The sequence below is a fragment of the Marmoricola sp. URHB0036 genome (assembly GCF_000426045.1).
Lineage (GTDB): Bacteria > Actinomycetota > Actinomycetes > Propionibacteriales > Nocardioidaceae > Marmoricola.
Map to the genome: position 1 here is coordinate 43,240 of NZ_AUEP01000005.1, position 22,967 is coordinate 66,206.

Annotated in this window: 21 protein-coding genes and 1 tRNA gene; 5 read left to right on the plus strand and 17 right to left on the minus strand. The window is 70.2% G+C overall.

Features of this window, described 5'->3' with window-relative positions; all coding sequences use genetic code 11:
• Positions 1-151 precede the first annotated feature (151 nt).
• Positions 152-784: a M23 family metallopeptidase gene (locus tag H976_RS24605; protein WP_051276233.1), complete on the plus strand. Its 633-nt coding sequence runs from the start codon at positions 152-154 to the stop codon at positions 782-784.
• A gap of 15 nt (positions 785-799) precedes the next feature.
• Here H976_RS24605 and H976_RS0105130 read toward each other — a convergent pair whose 3' ends face one another.
• The 9 genes from H976_RS0105130 to H976_RS0105170 form a co-directional block, all read right to left on the minus strand.
• Positions 800-1,825: a TIGR03617 family F420-dependent LLM class oxidoreductase gene (locus H976_RS0105130; protein ID WP_027860674.1), complete on the minus strand. Its 1,026-nt coding sequence runs from the start codon at positions 1,823-1,825 to the stop codon at positions 800-802.
• 8 nt (positions 1,826-1,833) lie between these two features.
• A complete protein-coding gene (locus H976_RS0105135; RefSeq protein WP_027860675.1) occupies positions 1,834-3,288 on the minus strand; it encodes an aldehyde dehydrogenase in 1,455 nt (484 codons plus the stop codon).
• Between the two features lie 23 nt (positions 3,289-3,311).
• Positions 3,312-4,427 (minus strand): hypothetical protein, encoded by a 1,116-nt coding sequence (locus H976_RS0105140; protein WP_027860676.1) that lies wholly within the window; start codon positions 4,425-4,427, stop codon positions 3,312-3,314.
• 2 nt (positions 4,428-4,429) lie between these two features.
• Positions 4,430-5,557, minus strand: coding sequence for a phosphotransferase family protein (locus H976_RS0105145; protein ID WP_027860677.1), 1,128 nt, complete (start codon positions 5,555-5,557; stop codon positions 4,430-4,432).
• A gap of 66 nt (positions 5,558-5,623) precedes the next feature.
• Entirely contained in the window at positions 5,624-5,953 is a 330-nt protein-coding gene (locus H976_RS0105150; RefSeq protein WP_027860678.1) for a hypothetical protein, read from the minus strand.
• A 32-nt stretch (positions 5,954-5,985) separates the two neighbouring features.
• Positions 5,986-6,630: a response regulator transcription factor gene (locus H976_RS0105155; RefSeq protein ID WP_027860679.1), complete on the minus strand. Its 645-nt coding sequence runs from the start codon at positions 6,628-6,630 to the stop codon at positions 5,986-5,988.
• On the minus strand, positions 6,627-8,510 hold the full coding sequence (locus tag H976_RS24610; protein ID WP_231388795.1) for a GAF domain-containing sensor histidine kinase: 1,884 nt from the start codon (positions 8,508-8,510) through the stop codon (positions 6,627-6,629). The genes H976_RS0105155 and H976_RS24610 overlap by 4 nt, the downstream gene beginning before the upstream one ends.
• A gap of 16 nt (positions 8,511-8,526) precedes the next feature.
• The gene (locus H976_RS0105165) at positions 8,527-9,144 is read right to left on the minus strand and encodes a hypothetical protein (RefSeq protein WP_155917986.1); all 618 of its coding nucleotides are present in this window, start codon (positions 9,142-9,144) and stop codon (positions 8,527-8,529) included.
• A 149-nt stretch (positions 9,145-9,293) separates the two neighbouring features.
• Positions 9,294-9,379 (minus strand) — tRNA-Leu (locus tag H976_RS0105170).
• Between the two features lie 130 nt (positions 9,380-9,509).
• Between H976_RS0105170 and H976_RS0105175 the strand changes: the two genes are divergently transcribed.
• Entirely contained in the window at positions 9,510-10,340 is an 831-nt protein-coding gene (locus H976_RS0105175; RefSeq protein WP_027860681.1) for a class II glutamine amidotransferase, read from the plus strand.
• A 6-nt stretch (positions 10,341-10,346) separates the two neighbouring features.
• Here the strand turns inward: H976_RS0105175 and H976_RS0105180 are convergent, their stop codons facing one another.
• Complete coding sequence (locus H976_RS0105180; protein ID WP_027860682.1) at positions 10,347-11,783, minus strand: GuaB1 family IMP dehydrogenase-related protein; 1,437 nt, start codon at positions 11,781-11,783, stop codon at positions 10,347-10,349.
• Between H976_RS0105180 and galK the strand changes: the two genes are divergently transcribed.
• The gene (galK, locus tag H976_RS0105185) at positions 11,764-12,867 is read left to right on the plus strand and encodes a galactokinase (protein WP_027860933.1); all 1,104 of its coding nucleotides are present in this window, start codon (positions 11,764-11,766) and stop codon (positions 12,865-12,867) included. The genes H976_RS0105180 and galK overlap by 20 nt on opposite strands.
• Here galK and H976_RS0105190 read toward each other — a convergent pair.
• The 4 genes from H976_RS0105190 to H976_RS0105205 all read right to left on the minus strand — a co-directional run bounded on the left by H976_RS0105190 (position 12,864) and on the right by H976_RS0105205 (position 17,535).
• Positions 12,864-14,168 carry a DUF2252 domain-containing protein gene (locus H976_RS0105190; protein ID WP_036224811.1) on the minus strand — a complete coding sequence of 435 codons (1,305 nt, stop codon included), beginning with the start codon at positions 14,166-14,168 and terminating at the stop codon, positions 12,864-12,866. The two genes, galK and H976_RS0105190, sit on opposite strands and share 4 nt — an antisense overlap.
• Entirely contained in the window at positions 14,165-14,800 is a 636-nt protein-coding gene (locus tag H976_RS0105195) for a hypothetical protein (protein ID WP_027860684.1), read from the minus strand. The genes H976_RS0105190 and H976_RS0105195 overlap by 4 nt, the downstream gene beginning before the upstream one ends.
• Before the next feature lie 118 nt (positions 14,801-14,918).
• Positions 14,919-16,133 carry an acyl-CoA dehydrogenase family protein gene (locus tag H976_RS0105200; RefSeq protein ID WP_027860685.1) on the minus strand — a complete coding sequence of 405 codons (1,215 nt, stop codon included), beginning with the start codon at positions 16,131-16,133 and terminating at the stop codon, positions 14,919-14,921.
• Positions 16,134-16,146: 13 nt separating this feature from the next.
• Positions 16,147-17,535: an acyl-CoA dehydrogenase family protein gene (locus tag H976_RS0105205; RefSeq protein ID WP_081682685.1), complete on the minus strand. Its 1,389-nt coding sequence runs from the start codon at positions 17,533-17,535 to the stop codon at positions 16,147-16,149.
• Positions 17,536-17,613: 78 nt separating this feature from the next.
• Here H976_RS0105205 and def point away from each other — a divergent pair, with 78 nt between their 5' ends.
• On the plus strand, positions 17,614-18,297 hold the full coding sequence (def, locus tag H976_RS24615; RefSeq protein ID WP_051276236.1) for a peptide deformylase: 684 nt from the start codon (positions 17,614-17,616) through the stop codon (positions 18,295-18,297).
• On the opposite strand, the gene H976_RS28520 is transcribed toward def, so the two are convergent.
• The 3 genes from H976_RS28520 to cobA are packed head-to-tail and all read right to left on the minus strand — an operon-like array spanning position 18,195 to position 22,252.
• Entirely contained in the window at positions 18,195-20,135 is a 1,941-nt protein-coding gene (locus H976_RS28520; protein WP_155917988.1) for a PAS domain-containing sensor histidine kinase, read from the minus strand. The two genes, def and H976_RS28520, sit on opposite strands and share 103 nt — an antisense overlap.
• Positions 20,136-20,174: 39 nt before the next feature.
• On the minus strand, positions 20,175-20,978 hold the full coding sequence (locus H976_RS0105220) for an RNA methyltransferase (RefSeq protein ID WP_027860687.1): 804 nt from the start codon (positions 20,976-20,978) through the stop codon (positions 20,175-20,177).
• On the minus strand, positions 20,975-22,252 hold the full coding sequence (gene cobA / locus H976_RS0105225; RefSeq protein WP_036224814.1) for a uroporphyrinogen-III C-methyltransferase: 1,278 nt from the start codon (positions 22,250-22,252) through the stop codon (positions 20,975-20,977). The genes H976_RS0105220 and cobA overlap by 4 nt, the downstream gene beginning before the upstream one ends.
• Positions 22,253-22,323: 71 nt before the next feature.
• Between cobA and H976_RS0105230 the strand changes: the two genes are divergently transcribed.
• Positions 22,324-22,851, plus strand: a complete 528-nt coding sequence (locus H976_RS0105230) for a YbhB/YbcL family Raf kinase inhibitor-like protein (protein ID WP_027860689.1) — start codon at positions 22,324-22,326, stop codon at positions 22,849-22,851.
• Positions 22,852-22,967 lie beyond the last annotated feature (116 nt).

Below are 22,967 nucleotides of genomic sequence, written 5' to 3' on the forward strand. Positions count from 1 at the left end.
CAAGAGAACACCCCGGTACGGGAAGCGCCTCCTGCTCGTCCCCGGCCGGTGCCGACTACAGAACCTCTGACGAGCAGCGAGGTGCGCAGCGCGCGCCAGGCGATCGGGTAAGCCACTCCCTTCGCGGCGCGACGAGGAACCACTTTCTGACATGCCCCTCACGTCTCACCTGCGGCGTGCCCGCACGCCCGCACTCGTCACCGGCCTGCTGGCCGCTTCCGTCGTCGGCGTCGTGGTGCCGTCCGCCTCCGCGCTCGACATCTCCCGCCTGCCGCTGGACTCCGTGGCGTCCTCCATCGACCAGGCCGCCCCCGCGGCGGCCAGGACCGAGGACAAGGAGAAGGCCCAGCCGCTGCTCCCCCGCGTGCGGCTCAAGGCGAAGCCGGCTCCCTGGGTGCTGCCCGTCGTCGGCTACCACCTGACCGGTCGCTTCGGCCAGGTCAGCGGCCTGTGGTCCAGCACCCACACCGGCCTGGACTTCGCGGCCCCCGAAGGCACCGAGATCCGTTCGATCGGACCCGGTGTCGTCGTCTCCACGGCGTACGACGGGGCGTTCGGCAACAAGACCGTGGTCAGGCTCGATGACGGGACGGTCCTCTGGTACTGCCACCAGAGCGAGTTCGGTGTCGACCCCGGCCAGCGGGTGAAGCCCGGCGACCTGATCGGCTACGTCGGCTCGACCGGCAACACCACCGGCCCCCACCTCCACCTCGAGGTCCACCCCCGCGGCGGCGACGCGATCGATCCCGAGGTGTGGCTGCCGGAGCACCACCTCCACCCGTAAGGGTCCCTGAACCCGTCAGCCCGGCCCGCGCACTTCTCCTCCCCCGGCAAGCGCGCGGGCCAGGCTGGCGACCTGCTCGCTTCCGGGGTCGTGTCCCGGGAAGTAGGCGCAGACCCGGCGGGCCACGTCGCCGAAGCGCCGCTCGAGCTCGACCGCGCACTGCTCGGGGGTGCCGCGGACGGCCAGCGTCTCCACCATCTCCTCGGTGACCAGCGCCGCCATCGCCTCGACGTCCCCGCGCTTCGAGAGCGCGTTGAGCTCCGGTTGCAGCTCCCCCCACCCCTCGACGTCGAGCACCGGGCGGTACGCCGGGGTGGAGCCGTAGAACGCCAGCAGCATCCGGACTCCCTCGGTCGCAGCCGTGAGCTCCTCGGCGGTGCGGCCCATGGCCAGGATCGCCTGCGGGAACACCTCCACCCGGTCACGTCCGGCACGTCGCAGGCCCTCCTCGACCGCCGGAAGAGTGCGCTCACGGAAGTGGCGGTGGCTGTGGAACGGCATCACCAGCAGCCCGTCGGCCACCTCGGCAGCCGTGCGGGTCATCACCGGACCCAGCGCGCCGAGCAGCACGGGCGGTGGTCCGTAGGGGTTCGGTCCCGGGACGAACGTCGGCGGCATCAGTGTGTGCCGGGTGTGCTGGCCCCGGAAGTCCAGCGGAGTCCCGTCCTGCCACGAGGAGAGGATCGCCTTCACGGCGAGCACGATCTCGCGCATCCGGGCGGCGGGTGGGGACCAGGTCGCGCCGTACCGGTTCTCGATGTGCGGCCGGACCTGCGACCCGAGTCCGAGCCGGAAGCGTCCCCCGCTCATCAGCTGCAGGTCCCAGGCGGCGTGGGCCAGGTGCATCGGGCTGCGGGGCATCGCGATCGCGACGTTGGTCATCAGGTCGGCCGGGACATGCCCGGCGACTGCCGCCAGTGGCAGGAACACGTCGTGCGGTCCCTCGAAGGTGAACAGGCCGGTTGCACCGGCCGCGACGAGCTCGGCAGCGCGCGCCGGCGCGTGGTCCGGCCGGCCGTCGAGCTGGAGGTCGAGGAGCACCGCTCCTGCTACATCGCCGGCGCGGTCGGGTAGATCGCCTTGTACTCGGTGTACTGCGCCAGACCCTCGGGGCCGAACTCCCGGCCGATGCCCGAGGACTTGTAGCCACCGAAGGGCGCGGCGAAGTCCATCGTGTAGGTGTTCACGCCGTAGGTGCCCGCACGCACGCGGCGCGCCACGTCGAGGCCGGCCTCCTGGTCGGCGGTCCACACGGTGCCGGCCAGGCCGTAGTCCGAGTCGTTGGCGATGCGCACGGCGTCGTCGACGTCGTCGTAGGCGATCACCGAGAGCACCGGGCCGAAGATCTCCTCCCGGGCGATGCGCATCGAGTTGTCCACGTCGGCGAACACGGTGGGTCGCACGTACCAGCCGCGGTCGAGCCCGTCGGGCATGCCGTTGCCGCCGACGACGACGCGGGCACCTTCCTCCTGGCCGAGCGCGATGTACTTCTCGACGCGCTCCTGCTGCCGTCGCGCCACCATCGGACCGATCTCGGTCGCCGGGTCGCCCGGGTCGCCCACCGGCATGCTGGCGACGGTCTGGGCGAGCGCGTCCACCACCTCGTCGTACTTCGCTCGGCTGGCCAGGATGCGTGTCTGCGCGACGCAGGCCTGGCCGCTGTTCATCAGCGCGGTGAACCGCAGTCCGTCCATGGTGGTGGCGAGGTCGGCATCGTCCAGGACGATGGCGGCCGACTTGCCGCCCAGTTCGAGGCTGACCCGCTTGAGCTGCTCGCCGCAGACCGACGCGATCTTGCGGCCCGCGGCTGTCGAACCGGTGAACGCGACCTTGTCCACGCCAGGATGCGCGACGAGGTGCTCTCCCACCTCGCGGCCGGCCGCCACGATGTTGACGACACCAGCGGGTACGCCGGCCTCCTGGAGCAGCTCGGCCATCAGGTAGGAGTCGAGCGGGGTCTCCGGCGCCGGCTTGAGCACGACGGTGCAGCCGGCCAGCAGCGCCGGGGCGATCTTGGAGATGGTCGTGAACTGGGGGACGTTCCAGGGCGGGATCGCCGCCACCACCCCGACCGGCTCACGACGCACGATGACGTCGCTGCCGAGCGCACCCGGACGGGTCTCCTCCCACGGGAACGCCTTGGCGATGTTGATGAACGACTCGATCATCATCCAGGGCGCCGGCGACTGCGCCAGGTTGGAGAACGACGTCGGCGACCCCATCTCGGTGGTGATCAGCTCGGCCATCTCGCCGAGCTTGCCGGCGTAGAGGTTCGAGAAGCTCTGCACCACCTCGATGCGCTCCTCGGGACTCATCCGCAGCCAGGGCCCACTGTCGAAGGCCCGTCGCGCGGCGTCGACCGCGGCATCGATGTCCGCGGGCGTCCCCTCCGGCACCCGGGCGACGACCTCCTCGGTGTGCGGCGAGACGACCTCGATCGTGTCGTCGCCGGTGGGCGCGGCCCACGCTCCGTCGATGAACAGGGTGCTGCGGTCCAGGGTCACGGGACATCCTTCGGGTCGGTCGGTCAGGGAGCGAGGGTGAACCAGTCGGCGAAGCCGCTGGGGTCGTGCCGACCGAGGGCGCCGTGCTCGAAGAGCCCGAAGCCTTCGGCACCTTCCACCCCTCCGTCATGGCAGAGTGCGCGCGCCGCGTGGTCGATGACGCCGAACATGATCCGGCCGGCCACGGACTCGTCGGTGAGGTCGTAGGTGACCCGCTCGGTGAACCCGGGGCCCTTCCACTGCCCGTGGATCCAGTCGGGGTCACCGCCGTAGCCGCCGCCGACGTGGATCGGCACCGGCAGCAGGGACTCGACCTCGAGGAGGAGGGGCTTGCCGTCGGGAGTCGTGCAGGTGATCGAGGCACCGGTGGGGACGCGTGTGCCCGAGGCGTAGCGGATGTCGACCCGCGGCCAGCCGAGCTGCTCGATCCGGCCGTCGCGCCAGACCCGGTGGCAGTCGTTGAGGGTGCGGTAGCCGTCGGGGTCCTCCTGGAGGATCAGCACGACGGCGTACTCCTCGAAGCGGAGCGGCACGTAGGTCCACCACATGCCCTCGAACGCCGGGACCGCCGGCGCTCCCTCGGGCGCGGCCTCGCCGACCGGTCGGATCCCCCAGGAGCGATCACGGGTGCCGACCCACCGGTCGGGCGTGAGGGCGGTCTCCTGGCCGTCGATCACCAGGGTCCCGGACCAGGTGCCGACCTGGGCGAAGCGCTGGGCATTCAACGTCACTCGGCTGCCGGCGCGCATGATGTGCGGCTGCTCCTGGAGTACGTCGAAGGAGCCCTCCCAGGTCAGGTCGAGCGCCATCCCCTCCGTCTCCTCGAGCACCACGCGCAGCTGACGCAGGGGCTCGACGACCTCGATGCGGTAGGCGCCGACCCGTTGGTCGAGGCGGTCGTCGTCGATGGCGTCGGAGAGGTGCACCGCGGTCTGCTCGTCGCCGCGTCGTACGAGCACGAAGGCGTCCTTGGTGCCCAGGTTGGGGTAGTAGCCCATGCCCGTGATCAGGAAGATGTCGCCGGTGCGGTCGTGGGCGTTGAGGTAACAGCGGTCGTAGAAGTTGCGGTCGCTCGAGCCCGCCCAGGTGACCGGGAGGGGCACCTGGTGCAGCGGGTACTCGTCCAGCGAGCTGACCACGCTCAGCCACCCACCTTCGCCAGCACCGACTCGAAGAGCGGCTTGTGGTGGAACAACGTCTCAAGGTCCTCGGGTCGGTCGATCTCGCCGAAGTGGATCTGACGGGCGCCGGTGCGCATGAAGACGATGCACCACTCGACGCCGTTGTAGACGTGGTACCAGTCCAGCGGGTCCAGGGTCGTCCCGGTCGCGCGTTGGTACGACGCGACGACGTCCTCCTCGCGCATGAAGTGCGGCATGCCGGGCAGCTCCAGCATTCCCGTGATCGACTCGAAGACCTGGTGGGCGAACACGATCCAGGACACGTCCATCTCGCGCGGTCCGACGGTGGCCATCTCCCAGTCGAGGACACCGACCGGCTCGAAGTCCCGGTAGAGCACGTTGCCGATGCGGGCGTCGCCCCAGCACAGCACCGCCTCGGAGGTGGCCGGCAGGTTGGCCTCCAGCCAGGCCAGCCCACGCTCGGCGATCGGGGACCGGCCGATGTCGGGGACCGCGAACTCGTACCAGGACCTCACCCGGGCGAGGTTGCGCGCCAGCGCGGTGGCTCCGTCGTACGCCGGGTCGAGGAAGGCGAACGTGTTCGCGGCATCGGGGATGGCGTGCAGGTCAGCGAGCACCTGCACCGTCGAGTCCTGCAGCCGTCGCTGGTCCTCCGGAGAGGCGTCGAACAGCCAGTTGTCGCCGAAGTTGTAGGGCAGCACGTCGCGCGGGACGAGCCCGTCGATGCGGTCCATCAGGAAGAAGGGGGTGCCGAGCACCTCGCCGGTCGGCTCCATCCACCGGACCTGCGGGACGGGTACGTCGGTGCGCTCCCCGACGAGCCGGATGGCGTCGTACTGGTCCTGGAGGGCGTACTGCTCGAACACCGGGAGGTCCTCGACGGCCGGCGCGACGCGAGCGACGTACTGCCCGGCCCGCTGCTCCCCGCCCTCGGTCCAGGTCGCGTCGAGCAGCACGGTCTCGGAGGAGAGCCCGTTCTCCTGCACAGAGCTGTGCAGCACGACGGCCGGGTCGGCACCCTCGGGAAGGACCGTGGCCAGCCACGCCGTCAACCGGGTCCGGACGTCGTCGCCGTCCCGGCTCGAGCGCTGCATCGTCATGTCTGCCGGTGGGGGTGCCTGGGCCATGCGCCAGCATGAGTAGAACACGTTCTAGGTGTCAAGGGTGGGCCGCACCGCGTGCAGCCCGGTGGGCTACCAGGTCCCGCCGATACGAGCGTGGGCGTTGGTGCCGCTGCCGCCGACGTCTGCACCGAGAGCGCGGGCGTCGCTCCCGAGATAGGCGCCGATGCCCGCGACCACCAGACCGACCACAGCCACGAGCACGCCGGTGCGCAGCCCCCGGTCGAGGGCGTGGAAGGTCTCGGCGACCCGCTCCAGGGCATCCCCCACGTCGTGGATCGGATCGTCGGCAGGTGCCCCCGTCATGGCGGGGCGCCCCGCCAGGCGCGGCCGGAGGGCGAGGCCGAGCCCGACCAGCGCGACGACGAGACCGATCGCGAGAAGTGCTGTTGCTGCCGACATGCGGTCATTGTGTCGTGTGGTCCCCGCCGCCTCTAGTGAGGACTCGACCCCCGCGCCCGCTCCGCGGCCTCGACCCGGTCGCGCACCTGCAGCTTGGTCAGGATGGCCGAGACGTAGTTGCTCGTCGTCTTGCGCGACAGTCCGAGCTGGGCGGCGATGGCCGGGTTCGAGCGGCCCTGGGCAATCAGGTGCAACACGTCGCGCTCCCGGGCAGTGAGCATCGGGAAGTCCTCGGGCGTCACCGAGGGATGTCTACGAGCGAAGAAGTCGAGCACGCGCACGGCGACCGACGGGCTGAAGATGGCCTCGCCCCGGGCCACCGAGCGGATCGCACGCAGCAGGTCCTCGCGCTCGGAGTCCTTGAGCACGTAGCCACGGGCGCCGGCGCGCAGTGCGGCGAAGACCGATGCGTCATCGGCGAACATCGTGAGGATCAGCACCGCGACGTCGGGACGCTCGACGGCGAGTCGGCCAGCGACCTCGATCCCGGACATGCCTGGCATGTTCACGTCGAGCAGAGCTACGTCGACCTCGTTCTCGCCGACCAGACGAAGTGCCTCGGAGCCGTCCTTGGCCTCGGCCACGAGCTGGATGTCAGAGGTCGCCTCGAGCATGGTGCGCACGCCCTCGCGGAAGAGCGGATGGTCGTCGGCCACCAGCACACGGATGCCGGTCATGGTGAGACGCCCACGGAGATCGGGAGGTACACGCTGACCTGGGTGCCACTGCCGGGTCGCATCGCGATGGTGCAGCCGCCACCCACCTCCGCGGCTCGCTCGCGCATCGACCTGAGTCCGATGCCGTTCCCGTTGGCGCTGCTCATCCCCACCCCGTCATCCTCGATCTCGAGCGTGAGAAGGTCGCCGGCTGCGACACGCACCTGCACGTGTCGGGCGCTGGCGTGCTTGAGGACGTTCATCAGTGCTTCCTGGCAGATCCGATAGGCCGCGACCTCCACTGCGGCCGGCAGGACCGGCAATCGCTCGGGTCCCTCCACACTCACCTCCACCAGCTGGCTGAGCTCGGCCGCTCGCTCCCGCAGTGCAGGCATCAGCCCGAGCTCGAGCGCCGGCGGTCGCAGCGCGTCGACCAGGGTACGGATGTCCGAGACAGCAGCTCGAAGGTTGCGCTGCAGCGTCTCCAGCACCTTTTCCGCGGTCTCCGGATCCCGTCTGACGAGGTCGTGTGCGGTCGCGGCGGTCAGTCCTGCTGCGGCGAGGGTGGGCGCCAGCCCGTCATGGAGATCCCTGCGTAGCCGGCGCCGTTCTTCCTCCCGGGTCAGCACCAACCTCTCACGAGCGGCCTGCAGGTCCTCCGCACCGCGGCGCAGGCTCGTCGTCAGCTGGAGGCTGTGGATGGCAGTGCCTGCATGGCTGGCCAGGTCGGTGAGCAAGGCGAGGTCGGAGGCGGACAGCGGGTGACCGGCGTCGTACCCGACGATCAGGACGCCGACCTGCTCCCCGCGATGAAGAACCGCCAGCGCCAGCGTTTCCGGAGTGACGCGGCCCTGCTCAGCGGCGATGGGAAATTCCCGACCGGATCCAACTGCGAGCGCGACGTACGGCGCCCGCAGCGCGTCCCGGATCGTCGAGACCAGCTCGGTCGGCACGTCGTCGTCCGGTACCGCAGCCGCCAGACGTCGGCCCAGACCGCTGAGTGCGGCGTAGGGCTCGGCCCGCATCCCGTAGACGAGCCGTCGGGCCCGACGCTGGAGCAGCGCCCGGAGTGGGCCGAACAGCAACGCAACGATCGCGGCCCCCGCGAGGGGTGCGAGCCGGCCGCCACGCTCACCGACGAGCACACCGGTGCCGGCGACCACCAGCAGGTAGCAGGCGGCGACCAGGAAGGAGAGGGAGCCGTAGACGAGCGTGCGAGTGATCACGACGTCGATGTCGAACAGGTTCGCGAACAGCATCGCGCACAGGAAACAGATCGGAACGGCGAGCACCGCCAACGACGAGGCAGTCTCCTGGAACCGGTCGTACGGCGACCCCGAAGCGACCAGACTGGGGAACCAGCCGGGGGCGAAGTACGGCAGCGAGACCAGCAGGCTCACCCCGAACGCGACAGCGACTCCATAGAGGACCCACCGGACCTGCACCCGATTCGTGGGATCCGGGTCGTGCCGGAAGCGCCAGACCTGCGCTCCGAGCGGGACACCCAGGCCCGCGAAGAACACCACTCCGCCGAAGATGTCCAGTGCGGGTCTCAGGTGGCCGATGACCGCTGCCACCACCTGCCAGGCCGCAAACACCGCGGCGAGCCAGCGCAGCCAGGAAGGACGGAAGTGACCATCGGGGAAGACCGACAGGGTGAGCACCGCCAGCGTCAACGCCACGGCCAGTACCAGGCGGCCGAGAACAGCCACTGAGGTGCCCTCGCTCGCCTTCTGGGCAGGAGCGGAAACGCCGTTCGCGAGGAGCATGCAACCGGCCAGCACCGTCATCCGGGTGGGTCGGGCGCGCAGCAGGAGCAGCGCCCCCGACCCGACCCAGATCAGTGCGGACAGCAGCCGAAGCCCGTCTCCGAGCGTCAGATGAGCCACCGTCGGCTGCATGGTGACCAGCATCCCCTCAAAGAGCCGGGATTGTCGTCGATTCGACCGGCGCGGACGACACCGCACGGGGGTGAGCGGCGGCTTGCCGCATCGTCAGTCCGAGCAGTGCCATCAGCAGATAGGACGGCGCGGGCACCCGCACGGCGTCGGCGACCGCCGGCACGGAGGCGCCGAGGCCACTCACGACGACGTTGACCACGAGCAGCCAGCAGGCGAGGCGCGGATAGAAGCCGGAGCGCCACGTGGCGACGGCCAGCACGATCATCCCAATGGCAAGCGCCACGACTCCGTAGAACTCCATGGCCCCGAAGAAGCTCGAGTGGTAGCTGTCCAGGTCGTAGAGGGCGCTCGGGTCGAAGAGGCCCAGCACCAGGTGAGGGATCTCGAGGGCGGCGATGCCGAGGACGAGGAGCCCGGCACCGATCCAGCCGGTCACGCGGGCACGTGCCGACTGCGCGAGCTGGAAGGCGATCAGCGCGGGCAGCGCCAGCAGCACCCCCGCCAGACCCAGAGCAGCGGCCGGTCGGATCAGCGCATCGTGCGCGGAAGACGGGTAGATCAGGTAAGCGGCGGTCAACAACAGTCCACCGGTCATCAGGACGGCGCCCCAGCGGCGCAGGGTGTGTGTAGTCATGCCACCAGTGCAGGTGCCGAGGCGCCCAGACGTCAGAGGCAGCCTTCCCGGAAAACCGGGAAGATCCAGTGCCCAGTCGCGCGAGGCGGCCGCAGGAAGCGGAAAGGACCCAGGCCTGCGTTTCCGCAGGTCAGGGGTCCTTTCGACTGTGTCCGAGGGGGGACTTGAACCCCCACGCCCGTTAAAGGGCACTAGCACCTCAAGCTAGCGCGTCTACCTATTCCGCCACCCGGACGAGAGCGACGCAACACTAGCAAGGCAGACCCTGGTTCGAGGAATCGGGGGGATGGGCGTGGCTCACCCGACTGGGGTGAGCCGGGAGCGCGGCGTCCGGGCGTGAATGGAAGTCGTCGAAGGAGGTTGTCGTGTGTCGCTGGCTGGCCTATTCCGGATCTCCGGTCAACCTGGAGGATCTGCTCTTCAAGCCCAAGAACTCGCTCGTCGTGCAGAGCAAGCACTCGCAGCTCGGGGCGACCGAGACGAACGGTGACGGGTTCGGCATCGGGTGGTACGGCGCCCTCGAGACGCCGGGTGTGTTCACCAGCATCGAGCCGGCCTGGAACGACCGGAACCTGCGCGAGCTGTCGGCCCAGGCGAGCTCGCGACGGGTGTTCGCACACATCCGCGCCACCACGGGCTCGGCGGTGCAGCAGACCAACTGCCACCCGTTCCGCCACGACCAGTGGCTGTGGATGCACAACGGGGCCGTCTTCGGCTTCCCGCTCGTCAAGCGTGAGCTGGCCTTCGCGGTCGACCCGGCGCTGTACCCGTTGATCGAGGGGTCGACGGACTCCGAGCTGTTCTTCTACCTCGCGCTCACCTTCGGGCTGATGGACGACCCGGTGCCAGCGGTGGCCCGGGCCGTCGGCCTGATCGAGGACGCCGGGCACCGCAACGGTGTCGAGTACCCGATCCAGATGACGGTGGCCACCACCGACGGGGAGACCACCTGGGCGTTCCGCTACTCCAGCGAGGGGAGGTCGCGTTCGCTCTTCCACAGCAACGACATCGCGACGCTGAAGGCGCACTACCCGGAGAACACCACGCTGCACGAGCTCGCCGACGACGCCCGGCTCATCGTCTCCGAGCCCCTCGGTGACCTGCAGGGCGCCTGGAGCGAGGTGCCGGAGTCCAGCTGTGTCGAGGTCCGGGGCGGGGACGAGCAGCTGCACCCGTTCGCGCCCGCGGCTCCCTGAACCGGGTCACCAGCCTCCGGGCAGCGGGCGTCCTTCGGCGAAACCGGCCGGCGACTGGACCCCGATGACGGCACGCTCGTGGAACTCCTCGAGGTCGTGCGCCCCGGCGTACGTCGCAGCGGAGCGGACGCCCGAGCAGATCTCGTCGACGAGGTCTTCCACGCCCGGCCGCTTCGGGTCGAGGAACATCCTCGAGGACGAGATGCCCTCCTCGTAGAGGGACTTGCGGGCCCGGTCGAAGGCGTTGTCGCTCGACGTACGACCGGCCACGGCGCGCGCCGAGGCCATCCCGAAGCTCTCCTTGTAGGGACGTCCGTCGGCGTTGATGTGCAGGTCGCCGGGTGACTCGTGGGTGCCCGCGAACCAGGACCCGATCATCACCTGCGAAGCGCCTGCGGCCAGGGCCAGCGCGACGTCGCGGGGGTGGCGCACTCCCCCGTCGGCCCACACGTGCTTGCCGTGCCGTCGGGCCGCTTCGACGCACTCCACGACGGCGCTGAACTGGGGCCGTCCGACGCCGGTCATCATCCGCGTGGTGCACATCGCGCCGGGACCGACCCCGACCTTGATGATGTCGGCGCCGGCCTCGACCAGGTCGTGCACCCCGTCGGGGGCGACCACGTTGCCGGCGACCACGGGAACCGTGGGGTCCAGCGAGCGTACGGCGGCCAGCGCCTCGAGCATCCGCTCCTGATGACCGTGTGCGGTGTCCACGACCAGGCAGTCGACGCCCATCTCGAGCAGCCTCTTGGTCTTCCCTGCAACGTCGCCGTTCACACCGATGGCGGCCCCGATCTTGAGCCGGTCGAGGTGATCGAGAGCGGGGCGGTAGATCGTCGAGCGCAGCGCACCCGTGCGGGTCAGGATGCCGACCAGGGCGCCGTCGTCGTCGACGGCAGGGGCGAGCCGGTGCCGGGTCGAGGAGAGGACGTCGAACGCCTCCCGCGGCTCCATCGTGTGCTTGAGGGTCACCATGTCGGTGGTCATCACGTGGCCGACCTGGGTGAAGCGGTCGACGCCGAGGCAGTCGGCCTCGGTGATGACGCCGACGGGCCGACCCTCCTCGAGGACCACGGCGGCGCGGTGGGCACGCTTGGGCAGCAGTGCGAGCGCGTCGCTGACCGTGTCGGTCGGCTGCAGGGTGATGGCGGTGTCGAAGACCGGGTGACGGCCCTTCACCCAGCCGACGACCTCCTCGACGATGTCGAGCGGGATGTCCTGCGGGAGCACACTGATGCCGCCACGACGAGCGATCGTCTCGGCCATCCGGCGGCCGGACACCGCCGTCATGTTCGCCACCACGATCGGGATCGTCGTACCGGTGCCGTCGCCGGAGGCCAGGTCGACGTCGTAGCGCGAGGCGACGCCGGAGCGCCGAGGCACCATGAACACGTCGTCGTAGGTCAGGTCATACGCTGGCCGCGTGTCTGAGAGGAATCGCACGGGAGTCGAATCTACCCGCCGCACCTCGGTGACCGGCATTGCTCCCGGGCGGGTGAACCTCATCGGCGAGCACGTGGACTACAACGGAGGCCGCTGCCTGCCGATCGCGCTGACCCAGGTGACGCACGCGACGGTGACCCCTCGCGACGACGGCGTCGTGCGCGTGGTCAGCGGCTCGCGCTCGTGGGAGGGGCGTGTCGGCCGCCTCGACGAGGCCGAGCAGTGGGCGTCGTACGTCACGGGGGTGCTCCTGGCGCTCGAGGTCGAGGACGGCGTCGACGTCGGGATCAGCAGCGACGTGCCGATCGGCGCCGGGCTCTCCAGCTCGGCCGCCCTGGAGTGCAGCGTGGCCTTCGCCCTCGACGAGGTGTTCGACCTGGGACGCTCGCACGAGGAGATCGTCGCGGCGTGCGTGCGGGCCGAGCAGGAGTATGTCGGTGCGCCGACCGGTGGGCTCGACCAGGCGATCGCGGTGTACGGCGAGGCCTCGCAGGCGTTGCTGATCGACTTCGCGTCCGGGAGCCGGGAACAGGTGCCCTTCGACCCGTCAGCACACGGGCTGGCGCTGCTGGTGATCGACACCAAGGTGAGCCACACCCTCACCGACGGCGGCTACGGTTCCCGGCGCGACGAGGCGTGGGAGGCAGCGAAGGCCCTCGGCCTCTCACACCTCGCGCTCGCCTCGGACCTCTCGGACCTGTCCGGTGCCTTGCTGCGCCGAGCCCGGCACGTGGTGAGCGAGGTGGCGCGCGTGGACGCGTTCGTCCAGGCCCTGCACGCTGACGACTGGGAGGCACTCGGTCCCCTCCTGGTCGCCTCGCACGTGTCACTGCGCGACGACTACGAGGTCTCCTGCGAAGAGCTCGACGTGGCCGTCGACGTCGCCCGGGAGGCAGGCGCAGTGGGAGCCCGGATGACGGGCGGTGGCTTCGGCGGCTCGGCGATCGCCCTGGTGCCGACCGAGCGGGTCGAGGCCGTCCAGGCAGCGGTCACCACGGCGTTCGTGGCGCGCGGTTGGGGTCGGCCGGCGTACATCCTCGCCGAGCCGGGCCGTGGTGCCTGGATCGAGGACCAGCCCGACTAGGTCGCGTCGACCCCGATCTGGCCGCTGCGGAACGCCTCCACGAACAGCGCGTGGTCGCGCCGGACGCGGTCGGCGTAGGACAGGCCGAAGTCGACGACGTGGTCGGTGAAGGCGCGACGACGGTTCTGCAACGTCGACACGATCGCCTCCTCGACCTGGAAGTCGACCAGGTCCTGGTCGCTGTCCTCGTCGCTCGCACAGTGGATCTTGGCGGTGGCCCGGCCGAGCAGGTCGACGACCGCCGCCATCTCGTCGGGCTCGGTGATGTTCTCCCAGGCCAGGTCCACCTCGTAGGGCGACACCTCGGCGACGACGTACCCGACCCCGTCCAGCTCGGCGTGGCCGAGCAAGGGATCGGTGTGCACCTGGAGGGCACGCTGGCTGACCGCCGTCCGGTGGCCCTCGTGCTCGAAGTAGCGGTCGACCGCGCGGCTGTCGCTGAAGCGGCTCAGGGCCGGGACGTTGGCCTGCTTCATCGAGAGCACCACGTCGTTGTCGAGCGCCTGGCTGTAGCCCTCGACCAGGAAGTTGTACGCCGGCAGGCCCGCACTGCCGATCCCGAACCCGGACTTGCCGACGACGTCGCGCAGCTCGTAGAAGAGCTCGCGGTCGAACCGCTTCGAGCGCGGGATCGTCTCGACGTACGCCGCGAACGCCTTCTCCACCTTGGCCCGTTCACGCTTGGGCAAGGGCCGTACCGACGGGTCGTGGGAGAACATCCGCACACCTGCGTCGACGTACGTCATCTCGTCGAGCAGGTCGGCTCGGCGGATCTTGCGGGCGTTCACGAGCGCTTCCTGCACCGGGCCCCCGGTGTTGTCGAGGTGCAGCGCGAAGTCATCGTCGTCGTCGCTCCCGGCGTACTCGTCGACCTGCCGGAGGTAGGCGCGCACGTAGCGGGCGATCAGGGAGCGGATGTCGCCCTCGGGCAGGGCCTTCTGCCAGCCGAGCAGCGCCAGGCTGGCTGCGAACCGCTGCAGGTCCCAGGTGAAGTGCCCGATGTAGGCCTCGTCGAAGTCGTTGACGTCGAAGACGAGCCGGCCGTCGGAGTTGAGGTAGGTGCCGAAGTTCTCGACGTGCAGGTCGCCGTGGATCCAGATCGCGCCGCTGCGCTCGTCGACCCACGGGTCACCCGTGGACGTGACGTCGGCGTAGTAGAGGCAGGCCGACCCGCGGTAGAAGGAGTGCGGGTCGGCGGCCATCTTCCGGTACTTGGTCCGGAACGCCACCGGGTCGGCCTGCATCAGCGGGTCGAAGGCGTCCTTGAACACCTCGATGATCCGGTCGGTGCGCTTCGTCATGGCGCCACCCTGTCACTGGACGCGAGGCCGTTGGGTGGCCGCAAGCCGACGCTGCGCAGCTCCAGTCCGGCCAGCCGCTCGATGACCCAGGCATCGCCACGACGCCAGGCGCCGGCAGGGTCGTCGTCGATGCGTGCGAGCACGTGCAGCGGCTGGTGCGTCATCGCCCGTAGCGCGAACAGGTCCAGGTCGGCGCCCGAGTCCAGGAAGCGCTGGCCGGCGGTGGCCCGTCGTACGAACCGGACCCGTGGGGGCAGGTAGAAGCACATCAGCGCCAGGATCGGGATGAGCGCCACCGCGAGACCGAGCCAGTGTGCGAGCGAGCCGACGGCCGCCACCTGCTGCTGGCCGGCCTCCGCCAGCCCATTCGCCGCGCCACCGGCCTTGTCGAACGGGCTGCGCACGCTGTCGCCGACGAGGGGTACGTCGGACACGGTGCGCCCGGCGTCGCGCAACCGGTCGGACAGGTCGCTCGCGCTGGAGTCGATCGCGCGCCCGGGCCGGGCCAGCCCCAGCGTTGCCTCGTGCACCTTGCGGGCGATGGAGATCCAGAACCACACCCAGAGCACGACGCCGAGGTCTCCGGCGATCTGCAGCGTTCGGCGTACGGACGTGTCGGCGTAGAACCTCATGCCCCGCCCAGTGCCCAAAACGGGCCGGGCGGTACGGCAATTCTGGAGGCGGTGGGCCGAAGTATCGGTCTTCCGGCTGCGGTTCCCCCGGGCGCCCGGGGAAACCGCCGCCGCTCCCCTACTTCAGCTCGGCCGAGGTCAGCCCCAGGATCCGGCGGGCCACGATCAGCTGCTGGATCTGCTGGGTGCCCTCGAAGATGTCGAGGATCTTGGAGTCGCGGCCCCACTTCTCGAGCAGCTCGGTCTCGGAGTAGCCGAAGGTGCCGGCGAGCTCGACGCAGCGCAGGGTGACGTCGGAGCCCATCCGGCCGGCCTTCGCCTTCGCCATCGAGGCCTGCATCGAGTTGGGCTCGCGGTTGTCGGCCATCCACGCCGACTGCAGGGTGAGCAGGTACGCCGCCTCCCAGTCCGCCTCGAGCTGGAGGAAGGTCGCCGCCGCGGCCGACTGGGTGAACGCCGGCTTGTCGTAGTCCACGACCACCCCGGCGTCCTCGAGGATCTCGCGGATCAGGTCGAGCGACGCCCGGGCGCAGCCGACGGCCATCGCGGCCACCAGCGGCCGGGTGTTGTCGAAGGTCGCCATCGCGCCGGCGAAGCCCTGCTTGGGGTCGACCTCGGCCGAGCCGAGCAGGTTCTCGGCCGGGACCCGGCAGTCCTCGAAGATGATCACGGCGGTGTCGGAGGCACGGATGCCGAGCTTGTGCTCGAGCCGCTCCACCCGCATGCCGGGCGTGCCCTTCTCGACCACGAACGACTTGATCGCCGCGCGGCCCAGGCTCTTGTCGAGGGTCGCCCACACCACCACGCTGTCGGCGCGCTCACCGGAGGTGACATAGATCTTCTCGCCGTTGATGACGTACTCGTCGCCGTCCTTGCGCGCGGTCGTCTGGATGTTCGCGGAGTCCGACCCGGTGTCGGGCTCGGTGATCGCCATCGCAGCCCAGGTGCCGGCGAACTTCTCCAGCTGCTCGTCGCTCGCCACCGAGGCGATCGCCGAGTTGCCGAGGCCCTGGCGGGGCATCGAGAGCAGCAGGCCCACGTCACCCCAGCACATCTCCATGATGGAGAGCACCGACGCGAGGTTGGCGCCGTTCTTGTTTCCCTGCTTCTCCTCGGGCTTCTCGCTGCGGCGTACGCCGGCCGCACCGGCGCCACCGGTCGCTCCCGACTCGGAGATGCCGTCGATCATGGCGGCGAGCATGTCGAGTTCCTTCGGGTACTCGTGCTCGGCCTCGTCGTACTTGCGTGAGATCGGCCGCAGCATGTTCATCGCGACCTGGTGGGCCTGGTCGATGAGCGGGCGGATCTTCCTGGGGGTCTCGAGATTGATCATGGCGTGGTCGTCCTCAGACGAGGACAGCTCCTTCCATCAGGCCGATGGCTCGCAGGTCGCGGTACCACCTCTCCACGGGGTGTTCCTTGACGAAGCCGTGTCCGCCCAGCAGCTGTACGCCGTCCAGGCCGATCTGCATGCCGCGCTCGGCGCAGAGCCGTCGGGCCAGGGCGATCTCGCGCTCGGCCGGCTTGCCCTGGGCGACCCGACCGGCCGCCTTCCAGGTCACCAGCCGCATGCCCTGCAGCTCGATGGCGATGTTGGCGACCATGAAGGCCACCGACTGGCGGTGCGCGATCGGCTCCCCGAACGCCTCCCGCTCCTTGACGTAGGGCGTGACGTAGTCGAGCACGGCCTGCGCCGTACCGACGGCCAGGGCGCACCACGCGAGTCGCGAGAAGCGCACGCAGTCGAGGTAGTCGTCGGAGTCGCCGAGCAGGGCGATCTTCTCGACCGCGACGTCCTTGAGGACGAGGCGGGACAGGCTGGCCGCCCGCAGGCCCATCGACGGGTCGGACTCGATGGTGATGCCGTCGGCCTTGGACTCCACGAGGAACAGCTGCGGCTTGCCGTCGAGCTCGGCGCCCACGACGAACAGCTCGGCCTCGGCGCCACGCACGACTCCCGACTTCACCCCGTTGAGCACGTAGCCGTCGCCCGTGGCCGTCGCCGTCGTGGCCGGAGCGGTCGGGTCGAACAGCGGTGTGGGCTCGGCCAGCGCGAGCGCAGCGGCCGGGACCTCGTCGCCGGTGAAGGCCGACAGGTACGTCGACTGCTGCTCGTCGCTGCCCCACAGGGAGAGCGCGGTGGCCACGGCGCCGGGGGCCAGCAGCGCGACCGCCAGGCCCATGTCCCCCTTCCCGAGTGCCTCGTGGACCAGCGCACCGGCCACGGCCGACCGTTCGGTGGCGATGCCGCCGAGCTCCTCGGGCACACCCAGGATCGGCAGTCCGATCTCGAGCGACGCCTTGAGCAGGTCGTCGGGTGCGGTGCACGTCTCGTTGGCCTCGGAAGCCGCAGGGCGGACCATCTCCTCGGCGAACTCCCCCACGACGTCGGCGAGCATCTGCTCGTCCTCGCCCGGGGTCAGGTCGAACAGGCCGGTGTTCTTCGCAGCAGGCACCCGGTTGCCGCGGGTGGCCTTCCCGGCGCGGGCGAAGGTGCGCCCGACGTTGCCCGCGGTGCGGAACCCGGCGCTGGTGACCCGGTAGACGGTTTGCTCGCTGGCCTTCCGGATGCCGAGTCGGTCGATCAGGTCGCTGGACGCGAACTTGTTCAGGGCGAGCACCGCGAGCCCGATGGGGTCCCGTGTCTCGTTGTCGGAGAGACCGTGCCGTCCGCCGGCCCGCAGGAGGCTCCACGGCAGCTTCAGGGTCTCTCGCGTGCTGGCGTTCGATGACATGACACTGAATGTAACTGTGAGTTACACAGAGCGCCACAGTTTGCCGACGTGGCGCGGCTCACGCATACCATTCCCCTCATGTCCACCTCCTCCCCGGGACGCGCGGCGCTCCCGGTCTCCCCCACGTCGGCCGAGCTCCCGACCGGCGGCACCGTCCGACCGGTGACCCGGTGGGGCGCCGAGGTGATGCATCGCAAGGCGCGCCCGGTCACGTCGTACGACGAGGAGCTGCGCCGCCTGGTCGCCGACATGGTGGCGACGATGTACGCCGCCGACGGGGTCGGGCTCGCCGCGTGCCAGATCGGCGTCGACCTCGCCGTGTTCGTCTTCGACTGCCCCGACGACGACGGCGTCATCCATCGTGGCGTGGTCTGCAACCCGCTCGTCGAGCTGCCGGAGGGCAAGGACCGCAAGCTCGACGACTCCGAGGAGGGCTGCCTCTCCTACCCGGGCGCCTTCGTCGACTGCGCCCGCCCCGACCGCGCGCGGGTCGTGGGCCAGGGCCTGCACGGCGAGGACGTCACCTACGAGGGCGGTGGCCTGTTCGCCCGCTGCCTCCAGCACGAGACCGATCACACGGTGGGGACGGTCTTCGGTGACCGGTTGAGCAACCGCGCGCGCAAGAAGCTGCGCAAGCAGATGGAGGACGCGGCCGAGGACTACCCCGGGCAGTGGCCCGTCGAGGCCGCGGCGGAGTCGCCCGAACCGTCCACCACCGGTGGGGACTCGCCCACCTCGTCGGAGGTCGATCCCGAACGCTGACTGGGCGCCGACGGCTTCAGGGAGGCCTGCGAGCGCAGCTCCACCGTCACGGTCGTGCCCACCCCGACCTCGCTCTGGATCGAGACGTGGCCGTTCATCTGCCGGACCAGCTCGCGCACGCTGGCCAGGCCAAGACCGGTGCCGCCGTCGTCCTCGGCCATCCGTCCGCGGACGAACTCGTCGAAGATGACGTCGAGGTCGCGAGGGTCGATCCCGCGACCGCGATCCCGGACTGACATCTGCAGAAATCCCGCCCGCGCTCGATCGAACGTGATGTCCACGACCGAGTCGGGCGGGGAGTACTTCAACGCGTTCAGCACGAGGTTCGTGACCACACGATGCATCGCCACCCCGTTGGCAGTGGCCAGCGCCACGTCGTCCGCGATCTGCACGCGTGCCGGATCGAAGTGGCTGGAGAGGTCGTGGACCGCACTGCGGGCGACGTCGGCCAGGTCGATGTCGGCCAGCACCAGGGTCGCCTGCCCCGCGCGCTGGCTGGCGAACTCGACCAGGTCCTCCACCATGCCGAGCAGGCGGTCAGCGCTCGATTCGACCCTGTCGATCAGATGAGCGCGCGTCTCGTCGTCGGCGTGGCGAATCGCGTCCACGAACCCCTTGATGGCGGTGACCGGCGTCCGGAAGTCGTGCTTGAAGGTGGCGTAGAACGCGTCCTGGGCATCCTCTAGCGCCTTGAGGTCGGTGCGGTCGCGGGTCACCTTGGCGAAGCCGGCGAGCTTGCCCCCCTCGTCGTGCAGAGCCGTGATGACCACGTCACCCCAGAACCGCGAGCCGTCCTTCCGGACCCGCCAACCGGTGTGCTCGACCCGGCCCCTTTCCTTGGCGATGGACAGGAGCTCGAGCGGTAGCCCGCGTCGGCGGTCCTCCTCGGTGTAGAACATCGCGAAGCTGCGGCCGATCGCTTCATCGGCGGTGTAGCCCTTCACCCGCTCGGCGCCGAGGTTCCAGGTCTCGATGACGCCCTGGGGGTCGAGGGCGATGATCGCGTAGTCGACGACCTGCCCGACCAGCAGACGCAGCCGCTCCTCGCTTGACCGCAGTGCGGTCTCGAGGGCGTGCTGCTCCGTCAGGTCGCGCGTCACCTTGGCGTAGCCGGTGAGAGTGCCCCCCTCGTCGTGGAGGGCCGTGATGACCACGTCACCCCAGAACCGGGTGCCGTCCTTGCGCACCCGCCAGCCGAGGTGCTCGACCCTGCCCTGCTCCCTGGCCTCGGTCAGCAGCTTCATCGGCAACCCGTCGCGCCGGTCCTCCTCGGGGTAGAACGTCGCGAAGCTGCGCCCGATGATCTCCTCGGCGGTGTACCCCTTGACCCGCTCGGCGCCGAGGTTCCAGGTCAAGATGATGCCCTGGGGGTCGAGGGCGATGATCGCGTAGTCGACGACCTGCCCGACCAGCAGCCGGAGCCGCTCCTCGCTGGACTTCAGGGCGGTCTCGAGGTGGTGCTGCTCGGTGAGGTCGCGCGTCACCTTCACGAAGCCGGTGTGGACGCCGGCCTCGTCGTGCAGGGCGGTGATGATCACGTCGCCCCAGAACCGGGTGCCGTCCTTGCGCACCCGCCAGCCGAGGTGCTCGACACGCCCGTCGTCCAGGGCCTGGGTGAGCAGAGTCAGTGGCAGGCCGTCGCGCCGATCCTCCTCGGGGTAGAACATCGAGAAGCTGCGCCCGATCGCTTCCTCGCGGGTGTACTGCTTGAGCTTCTCGGCACCGAGGTTCCAGGACGTGATCGTGCCCTCGGGGTCCAGACCGATGATGGCGTAGTCGGACACGTGCGCGACCATGTCGTTGGACGGCGCCTCAGCCGGTTCTGCCTCCCACCCCACCCGGACACCATAAGAGGAAACTCAGCCGTCCGGTGTGATTCACCTCCGTGCTGCGACGTAGCAGGCGACGGCCGTCGCGGCGGCCACGTTGAGGGAGTCGATCCCACGCCCCATCGGGATCACCGCTCGCCGCTCGGCGGAGCGCTCCCACCGTGCCGACAGGCCGTGACCTTCCGACCCGACGACCAGGGCCATCCGGCCCAGGCCGGACACCGCCTCCTCCAGCGGGACGGCGTCGTCAGCCAGGGTGAGGGCGACGGTGTGGAGTCCCCTGTTGCTCAGGTCCGGTAGTGCGTCGTACCAGTCCGGCAGTCGCGTCCACGGCAGCGCGAAGACCGCGCCCATGGCCACCTTCACCGAGCGGCGGTAGAGCGGGTCGGCGCACCGCGGCGCCAGCAGCACCGCGTCGACACCGAGCGCTGCAGCGGACCTGAAGATCGCACCGACGTTGGTGTGGTCGACGACGTCCTCGCAGACGACGACGGTGCGGGCGTCGTCGAGCACCTCCTCGACCGTCGGCAGAGGAGTTCGTGCGAGGGAGGCCAGGGCGCCGCGGTGCACGTGGAACCCCGTGACGTGCTCGGCGAGGGCCTCGCTGACCACGTAGCAGGGCGCGTCGGTCCCCTCCAGCACGTCGGCCAGCCCGTCGAGCCAGCGCGGCGCCATCAGGAAGGACCTGATCGGGAAGCCGGCCTCGGCGGCCCGTCGTACGACCTTGGCGCCTTCGGCGAGGAACAGACCGTGCTCGGCCTCGAGCGACTGCCGCAGCTGTACGTCGCGCAGGTCGCGGTAGTCGGCGAGGCGGGGGTCGGCGGGGTCGTCGATCTCGACGTACGTCGTCACGCTCGGTGCTGCTCCGGGGCCGGGTAGTCGTCGGGCCGGGCAATGGCCACGACCTCGCCGACGACGATGATCGCCGGGGGGTGCACGTCGTGCGTGACGAGGTCGTCCGCGAGGTCGCCGAGCGTGCTGAGCACGGTGCGCTCGGTCGGCATGGTGCCGTCGCAGATCACCGCCACCGGGGTGCGTGCGTCCCGGCCCCCGCGGAGCAGCACCTCGGCGATGAGCGGTGCGTTCTCGACCGCCATCATCAGCACGATCGTGCCGCGCAGGCTGGCCAGTGCGCCCCACTGCACGAGCGACTCGGGGTGACCGGGTGGGAGGTGCCCGGAGACGATGGTGAGGTCGTGGGTGATCCCACGATGCGTGACCGGGATACCGGCCACGGCCGGCACCGCCAGGGGACTGCTGATGCCGGGGATGACGGTCACCGGGACACCAGCCTCCTGGCAGGCGATGACCTCCTCGTAGCCGCGGCCGAAGACGAAGTTGTCGCCGCCCTTGAACCGGGCCACCCGCTTGCCGGCCTTGGCCGCCTCGACGATGACCTCGTTGATCCGGTCCTGCTGGGCCGAGCGGCCGCGCGGGAGCTTGGCGACGTCGACGATCTCGGTGTCGGCCGGCAGCTCGGCCAGCAGCTCTCGCGGGGCGAGCCGGTCGGCCACCACGATGTCGGCCTCCATCAGCGCCTTGCGCCCGGCCACCGAGATGAGCTCGGGGTCCCCCGGTCCACCGCCGACGAGCACGACGCCCGGGCCGTGGTCGCGGTGGTGCCTGGTCGCGAGCGCACCCTCGCGCATCGCGGTCACGATCTCGTCGCGGAGGCTGGCGTGGCGGCGCGGGTCGCGCTCGCCCGCCGAGCTGCCCATCACCGCGATGGTGTCCCCGGCGTGGCGTCCGACGGCAGGCGTGAACGCTGTCGCGGCGTACGCGTCGTCGGCCCTGACGCAGAACACCCGCCGCTCCTCGGCCAGCTCGCTGACCCGCTCGTTGACCTCGTGGTCGTCGGTGGCTGCCATCACGTACCAGGCGCCCTCGAGGTCCTCGTCCTCGAAGCCGCGCTCGAGCCAGCGCACCTCGCCCGACCCGACCAGGCCCTCGATGGCGGGGGTGACCTCCGGCGAGACCAGGTGTACGTCGGCCCCTGCGGCGATCAGCGTGGGCACCCGGCGCTGCGCGACGTTGCCTCCGCCCACCACCAGGACCTTGCGGCCCGCGAGCCGCAGCCCGACCGGGTAGATCGGGGGGTCGCCGTGCTCGTCGTGAGGTGTGTCCACGGGTCCATTGTGTCCATCCCGGGCGGCCGACGGGTTTGCCCCTCCCAGCCTGCGGACTAACGTTCGCCTGCATGAGCATCGAACGCCCCGTGAGCCCCGATCCCTACGACCTGCTCCCGCCTGCCCCGAGCTTCACCGTCACCAGTGACGACGTCACCGACGGCCAGCCGCTCAAGGACGACCAGGTGAACGCCGCGGGCGACCGCTCCCCGCAGCTGTCGTGGAGCGACGTCCCCGAGGGCACCAAGAGCTTCACGGTGACCTGCTTCGACCCGGACGCTCCGACGCCCTCCGGTTTCTGGCACTGGGCGCTGGTCGACCTCCCGGCCGACGTGACCTCGCTGGAGGCGGGTGCCGGCGCCGAGGGGGCCACGCTGCCGGGCAATGCCTTCATGTGCCGCAACGACGGCGGCAGCAAGGCGTTCATGGGTGCCGCGCCGCCGGAGGGCGACCAGGTGCACCGCTACTACTTCGTGGTGCACGCAGTCACCGAGGAGTCGCTCGGAGTCGACTCCGAGGCCTCCCCCGCGGTGGTCAGCTTCAACCTCGCCTTCAAGACCGCCGGCCGAGCGATCGTGATGGGCACCTACCAGCACTGAGGACGCCTTCGGGTCCAGCGGTTTGGCCGGGCGACCGGCCAAACCGCCAGTGGAGGGTTGAAACATCACCCCTCCACTGACAGTTCAGGACATCCGGATGACGCTGTCTTGATTCA

Excerpts from the sequence above, each read along its gene's own strand:
- H976_RS0105165 (WP_155917986.1), bottom strand. The coding sequence starts at position 9,144 with ATGACTACACACACCCTGCGCCGCTGGGGCGCCGTCCTGATGACCGGT.
- H976_RS0105200 (WP_027860685.1), bottom strand. The coding sequence starts at position 16,133 with ATGATCAATCTCGAGACCCCCAGGAAGATCCGCCCGCTCATCGACCAG.
- H976_RS0105145 (WP_027860677.1), bottom strand. The coding sequence starts at position 5,557 with ATGGCCCAGGCACCCCCACCGGCAGACATGACGATGCAGCGCTCGAGC.
- H976_RS24610 (WP_231388795.1), bottom strand. The coding sequence starts at position 8,510 with ATGCAGCCGACGGTGGCTCATCTGACGCTCGGAGACGGGCTTCGGCTG.
- H976_RS0105155 (WP_027860679.1), bottom strand. The coding sequence starts at position 6,630 with ATGACCGGCATCCGTGTGCTGGTGGCCGACGACCATCCGCTCTTCCGC.
- def (WP_051276236.1), top strand. The coding sequence starts at position 17,614 with ATGTCCACCTCCTCCCCGGGACGCGCGGCGCTCCCGGTCTCCCCCACG.
- H976_RS0105150 (WP_027860678.1), bottom strand. The coding sequence starts at position 5,953 with ATGTCGGCAGCAACAGCACTTCTCGCGATCGGTCTCGTCGTCGCGCTG.
- H976_RS24605 (WP_051276233.1), top strand. The coding sequence starts at position 152 with ATGCCCCTCACGTCTCACCTGCGGCGTGCCCGCACGCCCGCACTCGTC.
- H976_RS0105230 (WP_027860689.1), top strand. The coding sequence starts at position 22,324 with ATGAGCATCGAACGCCCCGTGAGCCCCGATCCCTACGACCTGCTCCCG.
- H976_RS0105190 (WP_036224811.1), bottom strand. The coding sequence starts at position 14,168 with ATGACGAAGCGCACCGACCGGATCATCGAGGTGTTCAAGGACGCCTTC.
- H976_RS0105205 (WP_081682685.1), bottom strand. The coding sequence starts at position 17,535 with ATGTCATCGAACGCCAGCACGCGAGAGACCCTGAAGCTGCCGTGGAGC.
- H976_RS0105195 (WP_027860684.1), bottom strand. The coding sequence starts at position 14,800 with ATGAGGTTCTACGCCGACACGTCCGTACGCCGAACGCTGCAGATCGCC.